15 protein-coding genes are annotated in these 16,482 nt (G+C 65.0%); 6 read left to right on the plus strand and 9 right to left on the minus strand.

The window, feature by feature from the left end; all coding sequences use genetic code 11:
* The first annotated feature begins 41 nt into the window (after positions 1-41).
* The 4 genes from trpB to MRUB_RS07680 are packed head-to-tail and all read left to right on the plus strand — an operon-like array spanning position 42 to position 3,744.
* Positions 42-1,262, plus strand: coding sequence for a tryptophan synthase subunit beta (gene trpB / locus MRUB_RS07665; protein ID WP_013013775.1), 1,221 nt, complete (start codon positions 42-44; stop codon positions 1,260-1,262).
* Positions 1,259-2,050 (plus strand): tryptophan synthase subunit alpha, encoded by a 792-nt coding sequence (gene trpA / locus MRUB_RS07670; protein ID WP_013013776.1) that lies wholly within the window; start codon positions 1,259-1,261, stop codon positions 2,048-2,050. The genes trpB and trpA overlap by 4 nt, the downstream gene beginning before the upstream one ends.
* 10 nt (positions 2,051-2,060) lie before the next feature.
* Complete coding sequence (locus MRUB_RS07675; RefSeq protein ID WP_013013777.1) at positions 2,061-2,921, plus strand: DNA-methyltransferase; 861 nt, start codon at positions 2,061-2,063, stop codon at positions 2,919-2,921.
* Positions 2,890-3,744 (plus strand): MBL fold metallo-hydrolase, encoded by an 855-nt coding sequence (locus MRUB_RS07680; RefSeq protein WP_013013778.1) that lies wholly within the window; start codon positions 2,890-2,892, stop codon positions 3,742-3,744. The genes MRUB_RS07675 and MRUB_RS07680 overlap by 32 nt, the downstream gene beginning before the upstream one ends.
* Here the strand turns inward: MRUB_RS07680 and paaZ are convergent.
* The 6 genes from paaZ to tpiA all read right to left on the minus strand — a co-directional run bounded on the left by paaZ (position 3,720) and on the right by tpiA (position 10,317).
* Entirely contained in the window at positions 3,720-5,780 is a 2,061-nt protein-coding gene (paaZ, locus tag MRUB_RS07685; protein WP_013013779.1) for a phenylacetic acid degradation bifunctional protein PaaZ, read from the minus strand. The genes MRUB_RS07680 and paaZ overlap by 25 nt on opposite strands.
* A gap of 135 nt (positions 5,781-5,915) precedes the next feature.
* Positions 5,916-6,914, minus strand: a complete 999-nt coding sequence (locus MRUB_RS07690; RefSeq protein WP_013013780.1) for an alpha-ketoacid dehydrogenase subunit beta — start codon at positions 6,912-6,914, stop codon at positions 5,916-5,918.
* Complete coding sequence (pdhA, locus tag MRUB_RS07695) at positions 6,911-7,945, minus strand: pyruvate dehydrogenase (acetyl-transferring) E1 component subunit alpha (protein WP_013013781.1); 1,035 nt, start codon at positions 7,943-7,945, stop codon at positions 6,911-6,913. The genes MRUB_RS07690 and pdhA overlap by 4 nt, the downstream gene beginning before the upstream one ends.
* 139 nt (positions 7,946-8,084) lie before the next feature.
* Entirely contained in the window at positions 8,085-9,209 is a 1,125-nt protein-coding gene (locus MRUB_RS07700) for a pyridoxal phosphate-dependent aminotransferase (protein WP_013013782.1), read from the minus strand.
* 30 nt (positions 9,210-9,239) lie between these two features.
* Positions 9,240-9,560: an MliC family protein gene (locus tag MRUB_RS07705; RefSeq protein WP_013013783.1), complete on the minus strand. Its 321-nt coding sequence runs from the start codon at positions 9,558-9,560 to the stop codon at positions 9,240-9,242.
* Between the two features lie 10 nt (positions 9,561-9,570).
* Positions 9,571-10,317 (minus strand): triose-phosphate isomerase, encoded by a 747-nt coding sequence (gene tpiA / locus MRUB_RS07710; protein ID WP_013013784.1) that lies wholly within the window; start codon positions 10,315-10,317, stop codon positions 9,571-9,573.
* 121 nt (positions 10,318-10,438) lie between these two features.
* On the opposite strand from tpiA, the gene MRUB_RS07715 reads away from it, so the two are divergent.
* Complete coding sequence (locus MRUB_RS07715) at positions 10,439-12,100, plus strand: acyl-CoA carboxylase subunit beta (RefSeq protein WP_013013785.1); 1,662 nt, start codon at positions 10,439-10,441, stop codon at positions 12,098-12,100.
* 150 nt (positions 12,101-12,250) lie between these two features.
* On the plus strand, positions 12,251-13,459 hold the full coding sequence (locus MRUB_RS07720; RefSeq protein ID WP_013013786.1) for a S8 family peptidase: 1,209 nt from the start codon (positions 12,251-12,253) through the stop codon (positions 13,457-13,459).
* Between the two features lie 49 nt (positions 13,460-13,508).
* Here the strand turns inward: MRUB_RS07720 and MRUB_RS07725 are convergent, their stop codons facing one another.
* From MRUB_RS07725 to MRUB_RS07735, 3 genes are all read right to left on the minus strand, one after another.
* Positions 13,509-14,678: a vWA domain-containing protein gene (locus tag MRUB_RS07725; protein WP_013013787.1), complete on the minus strand. Its 1,170-nt coding sequence runs from the start codon at positions 14,676-14,678 to the stop codon at positions 13,509-13,511.
* Entirely contained in the window at positions 14,675-15,574 is a 900-nt protein-coding gene (locus MRUB_RS07730; RefSeq protein ID WP_013013788.1) for an AAA family ATPase, read from the minus strand. Before MRUB_RS07730 ends, MRUB_RS07725 begins: the two co-directional genes overlap by 4 nt.
* A 66-nt stretch (positions 15,575-15,640) precedes the next feature.
* Positions 15,641-16,477 (minus strand): FAD binding domain-containing protein, encoded by an 837-nt coding sequence (locus MRUB_RS07735; protein ID WP_013013789.1) that lies wholly within the window; start codon positions 16,475-16,477, stop codon positions 15,641-15,643.
* Positions 16,478-16,482: the final 5 nt, after the last annotated feature.

The following is a 16,482-nucleotide window of genomic DNA, read 5'->3' on the forward strand; positions in this document are numbered from 1 at the left end:
TGTCCCCATCCGACCCAGCCCAAGTTTTTTGCGAGGAACCTATGCAGCTACCCAGCTACCCTTTACCCGACCCCCGGGGCCGCTACGGCGAGTTTGGCGGGCGCTATGTGCCCGAGACCCTGATTCCGGCCCTGGAGGAGCTCACCGAGGCCTACCTGCACTACAAGCAAGACCCCGAGTTCCTGGCCGAGTACGCCTACTACCTGCGCGAGTACGTGGGCCGGCCCAGCCCCCTCTACTTTGCCGAGAACCTGACCCGGCACCTGGGCGGGGCCAAGATCTACCTCAAGCGCGAAGACCTGAACCACACCGGGGCCCACAAGATCAACAACACCCTGGGCCAGGCCCTGCTGTGCAAGCGCATGGGCAAGAAGCGGGTGATCGCCGAGACCGGCGCGGGCCAGCACGGCGTCTCGGTGGCCACGGTGGCGGCCCTGATGGGCCTGGAGTGCGTGGTGTACCAGGGGGCCGAGGACGTGCGGCGGCAGGCCCTGAACGTCTTTCGCATGAGGCTCCTGGGGGCCGAGGTACGCCCCGTGGAGAGCGGAACCCGCACCCTCAAGGACGCCACCAACGAGGCCATCCGCGACTGGGTGACCAACGTGCGCGACAGCTTTTACATCATCGGCTCGGTGGTGGGGCCGCACCCCTACCCGGCCATGGCCCGCGACTTTCAGAGCGTGGTGGGCGAGGAAATTAAAGCCCAGCTCCTCGAGAAAGAGGGCCGCGAGAACCCGGATGTGATCCTGGCCTGCGTGGGTGGGGGTTCCAACGCCATTGGGGTGTTTGCGCCTTTTGCCTACCAGGAGAACCGGCCCCGGCTGATTGGGGTGGAGGCCGCTGGCCACGGCAAAGCCTCGGGCCTGCACAGCCTGAGCATCGGGGCGGGCCGGAAGGGGGTGCTGCACGGGGCCAAGATGTACCTGCTCTACGACGACGACGGCCAGATTCTGCCGGCTCACTCGGTCTCGGCAGGCCTCGATTACCCCGGTGTGGGCCCCGAGCACAGCTACTACGCCGAGCAGGGGCTGGCCGAGTACGTGGGCATCAGCGACGAGGAGGCCCTCGAGGGCTTCCAGTTGCTGTGCCGCCTGGAAGGGATTATCCCGGCCCTGGAGTCGGCCCACGCCATCGCCTACGCGGCCAAGCTGGCCCCGGAGCTGGAACCCGAGCAGATCATGGTTATCAACCTCTCGGGCCGGGGCGACAAGGACGTGGTGGAGGTGATGCGGCTGATGGAGGCCAGAGGAGGGGCGGCATGACCACCCGCGAAGCCTTTGCCAGGGCCAGAGCCGAGGGCCGGGCGGCCCTGATTCCTTACGTGATGGCCGGCTACCCCAGCCGTGGGCGCGACCTGGAAATTGTGGAGCAGGTGCTGCCCTATGCCGACCTGCTCGAGGTGGGCCTGCCCTACTCCGACCCCTTGGGCGACGGGCCGGTGATCCAGCGGGCCTCCGAGCAAGCCCTGCGGCAGGGCCTGCGGGTGGCCGAGGTGGCCGGGTTCGTGCAGGAAATCCGGGCCCTGACCGACAAGCCCCTCTTTCTGATGACCTACATTAACCCGGTGCTGGCGGTGGGCCCGGCGGCCTTCTTCCAGATGTTCAAGGAGGCCGGGGCCACGGGCCTGATTCTGCCCGACCTGCCCCCCGACGAAGACCCAGAGCTGGTGTCGCTGGCCCAGCGGGCGGGCCTCGAGACCACCTTCCTGCTGGCCCCCACCTCCACCGACGCCCGCATCCAGGCCGTCACCCCTCACTGCACCGGCTTCGTCTACACCGTCTCGGTGGCCGGGGTGACCGGCGCGCGGGATCGGCTGCCGGAGGGCCTGCCCGAGCTGGTGCAGCGCATTAGGCGCTTCACCGATGCGCCGGTGGCGATTGGCTTTGGCATCTCCAACCGGGCCACCGCCCAGCAAGCGGCCCAGGCCGCCGACGGGGCGGTGATCGCCAGCGCCCTGATCCGGGCGCTGGAGGAGGGGCGGGGGCTCGCGGAGGTCTTGAGCGAGGTGCAAGCGGGCCTGCAGGGTGCGGTCGGCCAGTTCATGGGCTAGAATCGGGCCGATGCGGCGCATTGTGCAGGCGGAGTGTCTGGATTACATCCGCACCTTACCCGAGGCTTCCTTTCCGCTCATCTATCTCGACCCGCCCTTCAACACCCGCAAAACCCAGCAACGGCGCCGCATACGTGCTGTGGCCGACGAACAGGGTTCGCGTCGCGGCTTTGGGGGTAAGCGCTACCGCACCGAGGCCCTCGAGGCCCCCGTCTACCCCGACCGCTACGACGACTTCGTGGAGTTTCTGCGCCCCCGGCTCGAGCAAGCCTACCGGTTGCTCACCCCGAACGGTTCACTGTTTGTGCACCTGGACTACCGCGAGGTGCACTACGTGAAGGTGCTCCTGGATCAGATCTTTGGCCGCAAGAGCTTCATCAACGAGATCATTTGGGCCTACGACTACGGCGGGCGCTCCAAAAAGCGCTGGCCGGCCAAGCACGACACCCTCCTGTGGTACGCCAAGCACCCCCAGAAGTACACCTTCAACTACGAGGCCATCGACCGCATCCCCTACCTGGCCCCCAAGATGGCCGGGCCGGAGAAGGCCTCGAGGGGCAAAACCCCCACCGATGTCTGGTGGATGACCATCGTACCCACCTCCTCCAAGGAGAAGACCGGCTACCCCACCCAAAAACCCCTGCGGCTCCTGGAGCGTATCGTGCGGGTGCACTCCAACCCCGGCGAGGTGGTGCTGGACTTTTTCGCTGGCTCCGGTACCACCGGCGAGGCGGCGGCCCGTAACGGGCGGGGGTTTTTGCTGGTGGATCAGAGCCCGGATGCGGTGGCCGTCATGCGGCGTAGACTGGCGGCCTTCGAACCTGAGATAATCATCCCCAATGCGCCCCATCCAGTACCACAAGCTCGGTAACCTCGAGCTCTGGATTCTGAGCGACGGCGAGCTGTGGCTGGATGGCGGCTCGATGTTTGGCATCGTGCCCAGGAGCCTCTGGTCGAAGCTGGTGACCCCGGACGAACAGAACCGCATCCGCCTGGGCCTGAACCCTTTGCTGGTGCGCGCGGGCGGGCATCTGGTGCTCATCGAGACCGGCATTGACCGCAAACCCGGCGAGAAGTTCCGCCGCCTCTACGGCCTGAGCGAGACCAACCCCCTGCTGGATCAGCTGGCGCTGCTGGGGGTGGGGCCGCAGGACATCTCGCTGGTGGTGCACACCCACCTGCACTTCGACCACGCCGGGCTCAACACCCGGCTGGTGGAGGGGCGGCTCCTGCCCACCTTTCCCAGGGCCCGCCACATCGTGCAGAGGCAGGAGCTGGAGGACGCTTTGCACCCCCACGAACGCAGCCAGGCCAGCTACCGCATAGAAAACGTGGAGCCCCTGGCCGAGCAGGGGCGTTTTGAGGTGGTGGAGGGGGAGGCCGAGCTACTGCCCGGCCTGCGGGTGCTGCCGGCGCCCGGCCACACCCTGGGGATGCAGGTGGTGGAGCTGGCCTCGGAAGGGCAGCGGCTGGCCTACACCGGCGACCTGGTGGCCCTGCGGGTGCAGACGCCGCTCCTCTACATCCCGGCCTTCGACCTCTACCCCATGACCACCCTCGAGACCCGCAAAAAGCTTTACGCGCGCTGGCTCGAGGACGACTACCTGCTCTGCTTCACCCACGAGCCGGGGCCGCCTATGGGCCGGCTGGTGCGGGGTGAGAAGGGTTATCAGGCCGAGGCTGTGGAATTCTGAACCGCGGGCTTGCGCTCCACCAGGGTCAGGATGTCGTAGAGGGCCACGGTCTTGCCCTCCTGGTTGAAGATCTCCACCGCCCAGGTCACCACCCCGGTGGGCCGCTCGCCGGGCTTGGGGTCTTTGGCGCTTTTCGACTTGACCGTGAGGCGGGCCTGGATGGTATCGCCGATGCCCACCGGCTCGATAAACCGCAGGTGCTCGAGGCCGTAGTTAGCCAGCACCGGCCCCGGCGCCGGGCTCACAAACAAACCCGCCGCCGCCGAGATCAGGAAGTAGCCGTGAGCCACCCGCTTCCCGAAGATGGAGTCTCTGGCCCCAATCTCGTCCACGTGGGCGTAGAAGTAGTCGCCGGTGAGGTTGGCGAAGTTCACGATATCGGCTTCGGTCACGGTGCGGCGGTGGGTCAGGAGGCTTTCGCCAATCTCCAGGTCTTCAAAGTACTTGCGGAAGGGGTGCACCACATCCTCGCGCACCTTGGCCCCGCGCACATACTCGTTGCTCAGGGCCACCAGGGTGGTGGGGTCGGCCTGCACCGCGCAGCGCTGGAGGTAGTGCTTGATGCCGCGCACCCCGCCCAGCTCCTCGCCGGCCCCGGCCCGGCCCGGCCCGCCGTGCACCAGCAGCGGCAGGGGAGAGCCGTGGCCGGTGGACTCCTGGGCGTTCTCGCGGTTGAGGATGAGCATGCGCCCGTGGTGGGTGGCGCAGCCGAAGAAGAGGGTGCGGGCCTCCTGCCGGTTGTAGGTCACGATGCTTCCCACCAGACTGCCTTTGCCCCGCCGGGCCAGGGCGATGGCCTCGTCCAGGCTCCCGTAGGGCATCAGGGTGGCTACCGGGCCGAAGGGCTCGAGGTCGTGCGCCCCGCTCTCCCAGGGCTTGGGGCTGTAGAGCAGGGTGGGGGGCATAAAGCCGCCTTTTTCCCAGTCGCCGCCCAGAAGCTCGGACGAACCCTGGAAGGCCACCTCGCAGCCCTGGGCCTTGAGCTGCTCGAGCACGCCCTGCACGTCCCGGCGCTGGGCCGCCCCTACCAGCGGGCCCATCCGCACCTCAGGGCGGCGGGGGTCGCCCAGGGTCACCTGGGAAAGCGCCTGCTTGAGGGCCTCCAGCACGGCCTCCAGTTTGTCTTTGGGGACGATCACCCGGCGGATGGCGGTGCACTTTTGCCCGGCCTTGACGGTCATCTCCCGCGCCACTTCCTTCACGAAAAGCTCGAACTCGAGGTCGCCCGGCTCCACGCTCTGGCCCAGGATGGCGCAGTTCAGGCTGTCGGCCTCCATGTTGAAAGGCACCGCGTGGGCCACCAGGTTGGGGTGCACCTTTAGCTTGCGTCCGGTGGCAGCCGAGCCGGTGAAGGTGACGCTGTCTTGCTCGTTCAGGTGCTCGAACAGGTCACCGATGCCGCCGCAGATGAGCTGGATGGCCCCCTCCGGCAGAATCCCCGACTCGATCATGGCCCGGAAGACCGCCTCGGTCAGGTAGGCGGTCTGGGTGGCCGGCTTGACGATGGCCGGAACCCCGGCGATAAGCCCCGGGGCCAGCTTCTCCAGCATCCCCCAGACCGGGAAGTTATATGCGTTGATGTGCACCGCCACGCCCTCCCTGGGCACCAGGATGTGCCGCCCCAGAAAAGTGCCCTGCTTGGAGAGCGTCAGAGGGTCGTCCTCGACCAGGAAGCGCTCGTTGGGTAGCTCGCGCCGGGCCAGCGAGGAGTAGCTGAAAAAGGTGCCAAGGCCCCCGTCAATGTCGAACCAGCCATCGTACTGGGTAGCCCCAGTCTTGTAGGAAAGCGCGTAGAACTGCTCCTTGCGGGCCTGCAGATACTGGGCCAGGGCCCGCAGCATGGCGGCTCGTTCATGAAAGGTGTACTTGCGCAGGTTGGGGCCGCCCACCTCGCGGGCGTAGCGCACCATCGCTCCGAAATCCAGCCCCTGGCTGCTTACCAGGGCCACCGGCTCGCCATACACCGCATCGGTAACCAGGGTGCCGTCGTCCGCGCCCTGTTGCCAGGCTCCGACCGCGTAACTGTGGAGTTTCATGTCTGTTATTCTAACAAACGCTTGTTCGCAAAAAGCGGTGGGGGCAGTATGGTTGCTTTCCAAAGCCGTCCTGAAGGCTTGGAGAAGGGAAACTATCCTTGAGGTGATGTCATGGCAGGTGGCCGAAAAAAGCTGTTAGTGTTCCAGCACCCTACGCACCGCCTCCAGAACCCGCCTGGCGTCCGGGCGGTAGAAGTTTTCCACCGCGCTGAACGGGGGGTAGGGGGCGTCCCAGCCGGCCACCCGCAGGATGGGGGCTTGCAGGTAGTCCAGGGCCTCCTCGGCGATGCGGGCGGCGATTTCCGCGCCAAAGCCCCCCGTGCGCATGGCCTCGTAGACCACCACCGCGCGCCCGGTTTTCTGCACCGAGGCCAGGATGGTGGGGGTGTCCAGGGGTATTAGGGTCTCGAGGTCCACCACCTCCAGCTCCACCCCCTCCCGCGCGGCCACCTCGGCGGCCTTGAGGCAGACCTCCACCATCCCGCCGTAGCAGAACAGGCTGGCGGCGTTGCCCTCCCGCACCACCCGGGCTTGGCCCAGGGGTAGGGTGTAGTAGCCTTCCGGCACCTCGGCCTTCACGCCCCGGTAGAGCTTGATGGCCTCCAGGAAAAACACCGGGTCGGGATCTTCGATGGCCGCCAGCAGCAGTCCCTTGGCCCGCTCGGGCGAGGAGGGGATCACCATCTTGACCCCCGGCACGTGGGCCAGGATGGCCTCGGGGCTGTCGGCGTGCTGCTCAGGGGTTTTGACCCCGCCGCCGTAAGGGGCGCGGATGACCATGGGGATGGTAAAGCGGCCCCGGGTGCGGTGGCGCATCCGGCCCAGGTGCGAAAGAATCTGGTCGAGGGCGGGGTATAAGAACCCGGCGAACTGTATCTCGGCCACCGGGCGCAGCCCGGCCATGGCCAGCCCAATCCCGAAACCCACAATTCCGCTCTCGGCCAGGGGCGTATCGAAGACCCGCTTTTCGCCGTACTTTTGCGCGAGCCCGTCCGAGGCCCGGAACACCCCGCCCATGGTGCCCACGTCCTCGCCAAAGAGCACCACCCGTTCGTCTTTGGCCAGGGCCAGATCCAGGGCCTCGTTGATGGCCTGCACGTTGTTCAGGACTCGAGTACCACGCTCTGCAATCATGCTTCCCCCCGCAGATACTTCCAGGCCGCTTGCTGGTCGGGCTGCATCTTCTGGTAAACCTGCTCCACAATTTCCCACGGTTTGGGTTCCGGGGCCCGGTCGGCCTCCTCGACGGCGGCTAAAAACTCGGCCTCGAGCGCCTCGGTTAGCGCTTCTTCCTGCGCCTCGCTCCACAACCCCAGGTGCAACAGGCAGTTTTTCATGCGCAGAATGGGGTCGCGCTTGAGCCAGCGCTCGGTTTCCTCCTCGCTGCGGTAGCGGCTGGGGTCGTCGGAGGAGGTGTGGGGGGCCACCCGGTAGGTCAGGGCCTCGATCAGGGTGGGGCCACCACCGGCCCGGGCCCGGTTCACGGCTTCTCTGGCCACGCTCCAGACCGCGACCAGGTCGTTGCCGTCCACCGTCACCCCTGGAATTCCGTAGCCCTGGGCTTTCTGGGCGATGCGCTGCACCTTCGTCTGCTTGTAGGTGGGCACGCTGATGGCCCAGCCGTTGTTCTGCACCACCACCACCAGGGGGGCCTCAAAGACCGCGGCGAAGTTCAGACCTTCGTGAAAGTCGCCCTCGGAGGTGCCGCCGTCGCCAATGAATACCGCCACCACGGCGTCCTTGCCCATAAGCCGCTGGGCATGGGCCACCCCGGCGGCCTGAGGGATCTGGGTGGCGATGGGGATGTAAAACTGCACCATGTTGACGTTGGGCGGTGCACCCCAGCCAGCCGGGTCGGCCCGCCAGCTCAGGATGAGCTTGCTGATGGGCATGCCAAAGGTGAGAGCCGCCGCACTCTCGCGGTAGCTGGGCAGCAGCCAGTCGTAATCGGGGCGCAGGCAGAGGGCCACCCCCACCTGGGCGGCCTCCTGACCGCGAAAGGGCGGGTAGACCCCCAGCCGCCCCTGCCGTTGCAAGACCAGAACGCGCTCGTCAAAGTGGCGGGCCCGGCGCAAAGCCCGGTAGCCCTGGAGGAGCTCTTCGGGGCTGAGGGGTAAGTCCCGTAGGGGTCGGCCTTGATCATCGAGGTACTGAATTGTGTCCACGTTGATTAGTTTAGCCCATGATGGCCGCTGGGAAGTCCATGCCGGTGTGTATAGCAGATAGATTTCACAAGCAAAATATAGTGAAAAAATACACAAAAGCGGTCAGCGCTGATGCAGGGGCTGGCCCCTTTATCCCAGCCTAAGGGGTGACCTGCTTCAGGTAATGCCCCAGGCGCTCCAAAGCCTGCTCGATCTCGTCGCTGGTTTTGCAAAAAGCCAGGCGAAAGAGCCCTTGGGGAGCGGGGTTGTGCAGGTAGAAGGCCGAGCCGGGAATAATGGCTACCTTAGCCTCGCGCACCAGGGTCTGGGCCTCGAGCCCCGGCAAAAGCGCGGTGAGGAAGTAGGTTCCGGCAGGGGAGAAGGTTTTGAGCCCCAGCGATCTTAGGCCCTGCTCGAGCAAGTCCTTGCGCCGGCCGTAGCTCTCGCGCAGCGCCTGGTAAAAGCCCTCTTTGCGGGCGATGGGCAGGGCTTCGGCCACCGCGGCCTGGAGGGGGGCGGCCGAGCAGAAGCTGCTCCACTGGCGCATACCCGCGACCTGCGGGGCCAAGCCGGGGGGTGTGACAATCCAGCCGATGCGCCAGCCGGTGGCTTCCAGACGCTTGCCGGCCGAGCCCACCGTGAAGACCCGTTCGGGGGCGAGCTCACGGAACCGCACCGGGGGTTCCCCAAAGTAGAGTTCGTCGTAAACCTCGTCGCTGATAATCCAGAGGTCGTGTCTGCGGGCCAGCTCCACAATGCGCTGGGCCTCGGCGCGGGAAAAGACCGAGCCGGTGGGGTTGTAGGGGTTGGTGAGCAGGATGGCCTGGGTGCGTACCGAAATGGCTCGCTCGAGCGCCGGTAAATCGACCTCCCAGCGCTCGGTAAGCTGCATGGGAACCATTACCGGCTCGGCCCCGGCGATGCGGGCCTGAGGGATGTACACATCGAAATAGGGCTCGAGCATCACCACCTCGTCGTCCGGGCCGTAGAGTGCTTCAGCCAGCGCGTGCAGGGCCTCGGTGCCCCCCGCGGTGATGATCACGTCCTCGGGCGAAACCCCCAGGTCTTCGGCAACGGCCTCGCGCAGGCGCGGTAGGCCGATGGGCGGGGTGTACTGGTCTACGCTGCCGATGGCGCGCCGGGCGGCCTCTAGAAGAAAATCAGGTGGGGGGTTGGAGGGAAAGCCCTGCCCCAGGTTGATAGCCCCGTGCTGCGCGGCCAGGCGGCTCATCTGGGCGAAGATGCTCTCCCTGGAAAGCTGGGTACGGGGGTGAAGATGCGCCATGGGTGATGAAAAGTCTACTGCATGCTGCGCCTAGCGAATGGGCTTGCAGGCTCGGGCCAGTGTCTTGCCGGTGCGCTCGCTCATCAGCAGGGCTTCTTCGGTGGCCCCCGAGCCCTTGACCCACCAGGAGGCCCGCCCATCGGAGTATTTGACCCCCGAGGCGGCCTCGACCTGGAACAGCGGGCCGTAGGTCTGACGGTTGAACACCACCCCCACCCGGTCGAAGCCGTTTTGATAAACCGCCCGAACCTGGAGGCCCCCGGCGCAGCGGTAGGTGCGCTGCACAATATCGGTGGACTGGGCCAGACCGATCAGACCAACAAACCAAACCAGCAAGATCCATGCGCGCATATGCCCTCCATTAGGCCGTGAGCAGCTTTATGTAGTCCTCCAGCTTAAGGCTGGCCCCCCCGACCAGTCCCCCATCAATGTTGGGCTGGGCAAAGAGGGCCGTGGCGTTCTCGGGCTTGACCGAGCCGCCGTAAAGGATGCGCATCTGCCCGGCAAAGTCCGCACCGTAGCGGCCTTCCAGCCAGCCACGAATGGCCTGGTGCATGGCCTCGGCATCCTCGGGGGTGGCGGTTTTGCCGGTGCCAATGGCCCAGACCGGCTCGTAGGCAATCACCAGATGCTGGGGTGAGGCCGGGTTGACCCCTTGCAGGCTCCCCTCGAGCTGCTGCAGGGTGTACTCGACATGGCTTCCGGCCTCGCGCACTTCCAGGGGCTCGCCCACGCACAGGATGGGGGTGATGCCCTGCTCCAATAGACGCCGGGCTTTTTCCGCTACCAGCGCATCCGACTCGGCGTGGTAGCTGCGCCGCTCGGAGTGGCCCACGATGGTGTATTGGCAAGCCAGATCGGCCAGCATTTTTGCTGAAACCTCGCCGGTGTAGGCCCCTTCGGTATGGGCCGAGACATCCTGCGCGCCCCAGTGCACCCCATGGCCCTCGAGGACTTCCGCAGCATAGGGCAGATGGGTAAAAGGTACCAGCAGGGCCGGTTCGGCCTGGGTCTGGGGTAGGTGGGCGGTCAGGTCGCGAAACCACATCCGGGCTTCGGAGGGGGTTTTGTGCATTTTCCAGTTACCGGCTACGAGTCGCTTGCGCATACGTGTCCCAATCATACGGTACGCAAGGCTAAATTTTGTTCTCGACCCCCGGCCCATGGGCTTTACCCCTCAAACCTGACGGAATTACAACCTACCGACAAAAAAACGGTAGACTTTGACTATGATTCAAAGCCACATCAGCCCCAATGAGCGCGAATCGAGTGCTTTCAAGCAAAACAAAGATGCCTGGGTGCGGCTAATTGCCGATTTTCGCACCTCGCTGGAACAGGTGCGGCAGGGTGGGGGCCCCAAGGCGGTGGAGCGCCAGCACGCCAAGGGGCGCCTGACCGCCCGTGAGCGCATCGCACGCCTGATTGACCCGGGAAGCGAGCTCGAGGAAATCCTGGGCTATGCGGGCTGGCAGATGTACGCCGACTGGGGAGGGGCGCCGGGCGGCGGGGTGGTAACCGCCATCGGCAAAATTGCCGGTCGGGACTGGATGATCATCGCCAACGACGCCACCGTAAAGGCCGGGGCCTTTTTCCCCATCACTGCCAAAAAGGTGATAAGGGCCCAGACCATCGCCCTCGAGAACCGCCTGCCCACGGTCTATCTGGTGGACTCGGCGGGGGTTTTCCTGCCCTTGCAGGACGAAGTATTCCCCGACCAGGATGACTTTGGCCGCATTTTTTACCTCAACGCCCGCATGAGCGGGTTGGGTATCCCGCAAATTTCGGCCATTATGGGCAACTGCGTGGCCGGGGGGGCCTACCTGCCGCTCATGACCGACGTGCTGATCATGACCGAGGGCTCGGGGCTATACCTGGCCGGGCCGGCCCTGGTCAAGGCAGCCATCGGGCAGGAGGTGGACTCGGAGGCGCTGGGCGGTGCGCGTATGCACGCCGAGGTCTCCGGCACGGTGGACTTCTACGAACCCGACGACGAAGCAGCCATTGCCCGCATACGTGCCCTGGCCGCGCTGTACGCCCAGCCGACCCTGGCCCCCTGGGCCGCAGAGCGCAAAAGCGAGGTGGAGCCCTTTCACCCGCCCGAGGATCTGTACGGCCTGGTATCACCCGACGGCAGCAAGCCCTACGACGTGAACGAGGTGATCGCCCGGCTGGTGGACGGCTCGGAGTTCCACGAGTACAAGGCCGGTTACGGCCAGACCCTGGTGTGCGGGTATGCCCGGCTGGGCGGCTTCCCGGTGGGGATCGTGGCCAACCAGCGGCTGGTGATCAAAAAGCCCGGCAAGATCGAGGTGGGGGGGGTGATCTACGCCGAAGCCGCCGACAAGGCCGCCCGGTTTATCCTCGAGGTCAACCAGCGCTTCATTCCCCTGTTGTTTTTGATGGATGTGAGCGGCTTTATGGTGGGCAAGGAGTCGGAGCAGCAGGGCATCATCCGGCGCGGGGCCAAGCTGGTGAATGCGGTCTCCAACTCGGTGGTGCCCAAGATTACCCTGATTACCGGGGGTTCCTTTGGCGCGGGCAACTATGCCATGGCCGGCAAGGCCTATGCCCCCCGTTTTATCTACGCCTGGCCCTCGGCCAAGTACGCGGTGATGAGCGGCAACGCCGCGGCCAAAACCCTGATGGAAATCGAGCTTGCCAAGCTCGAGCGCGAAGGGCGCAAACCCAGCGAGGAAGACCTGGTCGAACTCTACGAGCGCATCAAGGCCCGCTACGAGGAGACCCTCGACCCCCGCTACGCCGCGGCCCGGCTCTGGGTGGACGAGGTGATCTTCCCCCACGAGACCCGCCAGCGCCTGATCCGGAGCCTCGAGGTCTGCGCCCTCAACCCGGTGCGTGAGGCCATGCAGATCGGGGTGTTTCAGGTTTAGCGGCCCCAGCTTGTGGCTAGCCGTGGTTGGTTGTTTTTTGCCTGAAAGGCTTAATCTGATCTTAATAAAACGCTGAACGTACGATGACAAATATATACTAGCCGCGGGTTCAGACCCAAAAGCAACCTACATCCCTGGAGGTTCGTAGAGATGAATCGTCTAGCTTGGATCGTGCTGTTGGTGTTGCTGGCGGCCTGCGGAAACCGTGCGACCCCCGATAACCTGGCCCCGGTGCTGGGGCTGGATAACCCCAACGTTATCCAGGGGCAGTACATAGTGGTCTATAAAGACGATGCCAACGTACTGCCCACCTTGCAAAGCCTGAAAGCCGCTCTGGAAGGGGGTGTAACCCTCCAGCGGGAGCTGGAAAGCTTGGGGCTGGCGCCCGACGCCAGGGTTGAGCAGGTTTACACCGCTGCTTTGCAGGGGCTTGCGGCCAGGCTGTCCCCTGAGAATTTGGCCGCACTGCGCCAAGACCCCAGGGTGGCCTACATCGAGGCCGACCAGGTCATGAGCATCAGCGCCACCCAGACCGGTGCGACCTGGGGCCTGGATCGCATAGACCAGCGCACCCTACCCCTCAGCGGTACCTTCACCTACAGCAACACGGGCAGCGGCGTGAACGCCTACATCATCGATACCGGTATCCGGGTGAGCCACAGCGAGTTTGGCGGTCGGGCCACGGCGGTTTTCGACGCTATTGGAGACGGCCAGAATGGCAACGACTGCAACGGCCATGGCACCCATGTGGCTGGAACGGTAGGCGGCACGGTCTACGGCGTAGCCAAAAGCGTGCGGTTGTACGCGGTGCGGGTGCTTAATTGCAGCGGCTCGGGCAGCAACTCGGGCGTAATTGCCGGGGTGGACTGGGTGCGGCAGAATGCCCGGAGGCCAGCGGTAGCCAACATGAGCCTGGGTGGGGGGGTCTCGAGCGCCCTCGATACCGCGGTTAGCAACGCCATCAATGCCGGGATTACCTTTGTGCTGGCGGCTGGGAACAGCAACCGCGATGCCTGCCAGTTCTCACCTGCGCGGGTAGCGGCGGGTATTACCGTGGGGGCCACCACCTCTAGCGACACCAGGGCCTCGTACTCCAACTACGGGAGCTGCCTGGATCTCTTTGCGCCTGGCTCCTCCATTACCTCGGCCTGGATTAGCAGCAACACCTCGATCAATACCATCAGCGGAACCTCGATGGCCGCGCCCCATGTGGCTGGGGTGGCAGCCCTTTACCTGCAAAGCAACCCCACGGCCAGCCCGGCCACCGTGCGCAACGCCATTGTGAGCAACGCGACGGTGGGCGTGGTGAGGAGCGCCGGGTCGCGTTCGCCCAACCTGCTGCTCTACAGCAACTACTGATCCCCCTGCAACCGCCCGTCCTTGCAAGGACGGGCGGTTTTTTGTGTTCTTAGTGGGGCTCGAGCTCTTCCAAGGCTTTTACGAGCTGCTCGAGGCTGCTAAGGTTGTGGATGGGTAAAAAGTCGTCTATGAAGGGCATGGCCGCCACCAGGCCGCGGGTCAGGGGCTGGTAGCCGGGGGTGCCCAGGAGCGGGTTGAGCCAGATCAGGCGGTGGCAGGACTTTTGCAGGCGCTCCATCTCGAAGGCCAGCAGTTCGGGTTCGCCCTGATCCCAGCCGTCGGAGATGACCAGCACCAGTGCGCCGCGCCCCAGCACCCGCTTGGCCCAGTTCTGGTTGAAGCTGTGCAAGCAGGCTCCAATGCGGGTGCCGCCCGACCAGTCCTTAACCTGCCGCCCTACCTCGCTTAAAGCAGCATCCACACTGCTTTTTTTGAGGGTACGGGTGATGCGGGTCAGGCGGGTGCCAAAGGTGAAGCACTCCACCTGGCGCACCCCCTGGCGGGTTTGCACCAGCGAAAAGGCGTGCAAAAAGTGCAGCAGCATCCGGGCATAGCGCTCCATAGAGCCCGAGACATCGGCCAGAGCCACGATAGGACGGGGTTTGCGCTTGCGGCTGCGCCGCTCGAGCTCAACCAGCTCGCCCTGGTGCTTTAGGGAGCGCCGGAAGCTTTTGCGCAGGTCGAGTTGCTCCTTACCGCCGGCCTTTAGGCGGCGGGTGCGCCTTTTGGGAGGGTTCCAGGCCAGGCCGTACAGCAGCCTGCGGGCGGCCTCGAGCTCGGCCTCGCTCATCTGGTCGAAGCGTTTTTGCTTGAGCACCTCGGTCTCGGAGAAGGTCAGGGCCCGATCCACCACGGGCTGGGGTTGCTTGCTGCTTTGCTCGGAGGAACGCGGTTCGCGCCCTACCTCGCCGGGCCGGGCCTTGGGGTCTTTTTTGGGCGGGAGGGGGGTCTGGTGGAGCAGCTCTGTCGGGAAGCGCTCCAGGCCCAGGTATTGCCAGAATTGGCGAAAGGCTTCGGCAAACTTAGCCCGGTCTTCCTGCCGGGTTAGCAGGGTGCTCTGGGCTGCGTAGAAAAAAGCCTCCGGGTCGAAGATGGAAATCTCCCCCAGGGCCCTGGCAAAAGTGGCGGTCTGCCCCGGTGTAACCACGATGCCCGCATGCCGCAGGCTCCGGGCAAAGGCCACCACGTGGCTGAGTAGCTGGCTGGTGGATACCGTCATAGCACGCTGGACATCTGGGCCCGGGCCAGCAGGTCGTGGGCCTGCTGTTTAGCCTTGACCACATCGTCCTGGTACTTGAGCAGCACCCCCAGGGTCTCCTCGATCACCTCGAGGGAAAGCTCGGTCTGGCCCAAAGCCAAGAGCGAGGAGGCCCAGTCCAGGGTCTCGGCCACGCCGGGGGCTTTGTAGAGATCTTGCTGGCGCAAGGCCTGAACGAAAGCCACCGCCTGCTGGGCCAGCTTTTCCGGTACGCCGGGTACTTTTTCCTGCACGATGCGGTATTCTTTCTCGAAGCTTGGGTAGTCAATCCAGTAGTACATGCAACGGCGCTTCAGGGCATCGTGAATCTCGCGGGTGCGGTTGGAGGTAATCACCACCACCGGCGGCTGTTGGGCTTTGAGGGTGCCCACCTCGGGCACGGTAATCTGCCAGTCCGAGAGGAACTCGAGCAAAAAGGCCTCAAACTCCTCGTCGGCCCGATCCAGCTCGTCAATTAGCAGCACCGGGGCTTTGCCGTTGGTGCTTTCCAGGGCCTGGAGCAAAGGCCGTTTGAGCAGGAACTCCTGGCTGAACACCTCGTGGCGCACCTTCTCCTGGTCGCGCTCGCCGCTGGCCTCCAGGAGCCGGATCTGCATCATCTGGCGGGCGTAGTCCCACTCGTACACCGCGCTGCTGATGTCCAGTCCTTCGTAGCACTGCAAACGAATTAGACGGGTGGAGAGCACCTCGGCCAGCACCTTGACGATCTCGGTTTTACCGACCCCCGGCTCGCCTTCCAAGAGCAGGGGGCGGCCCAGCTTGAGGGCCAGAAACACCGCCACCGAAAGCCCCTTATCGGCGATGTAGCGGTGGGCCTCGAGGGCCTTCTGGGTCTCCTGCACAGAATTGGGAAACATGCTTTTATCTTCACATAAAGGAGAGGGGCCGAATTACCTCAGCCCCTCACAATTGGTCGCGAGCCGCTACAGCCCGGCGGCCTGCATCAGGGCCCGCTTAGCCATCACATCCACCAGGTGCGCGCGGTACTCCTTCGATGCAACCAGGTCGTGGTTGAGGTGGTCGGCGGGTAGCAAGCCCTGGCAGGCGGCGGCGATGTTCTCGGCGGTTAGCGGCTTGCCGGCAAGGGCCTGCTCGAGCTTGGTGAGCCGCATGGCGTGCTCGCCTGCCCCGGTGACCGCCGCCCGCAGGCTGTTTCCGTCCAGTACCACGGCCACCCCCACCACCGCGTAGCGGCTGGCCGGGTGGGGGAACTTGGCGTAGGCCATGCGGGCCCCCGGCCGGATGGGAATGTGCACCTCGGTGAGAATCTCACCCTCCTGCAGCGCGGTGCTGAACATGCCGGTGAAGAACTGCTCAGCCTCCACCACCCGGCTGCCGGAGGGCCCCTGGATTTTGATCTGGGCGCCCAGCGCCAGCATGGAGGCCGGCAGGTCGGCGGCGGGATCGGCATGGGCCAGCGAGCCGCCGATGGTGCCTTTGGTGCGCACCATAGGGTCGCCGATCAAGCTCACCGCCTGGGGAATAATCGGGCAGAGTTCCTTGAGCAGCTCGGAGGTTTCCAGCTCGCGGTAGGTGGTCATGGTCCCGATCACCAGGGTGTCACCGTCGCGGCGGATGCCCCGCAGCTCGGCCACTTTAGAGATATCAATCAGCATGGGCGGCGCAGCCAGGCGCAGCTTCATAGCCGGGATCAGGCTGTGGCCCCCGGCCAGCAGCTTGGCCTCGGGGTTTTGTTGGAGCAGCGATAGCGCCTCGGAGAGGTTGTTGGCTTTTTTATAGCTGAAGGGTGCTGTGTACATCTCGT

It is taken from the genome of Meiothermus ruber DSM 1279 (genome assembly GCF_000024425.1).
In the GTDB taxonomy this organism is placed as follows: Bacteria; Deinococcota; Deinococci; order Deinococcales; family Thermaceae; genus Meiothermus; species Meiothermus ruber.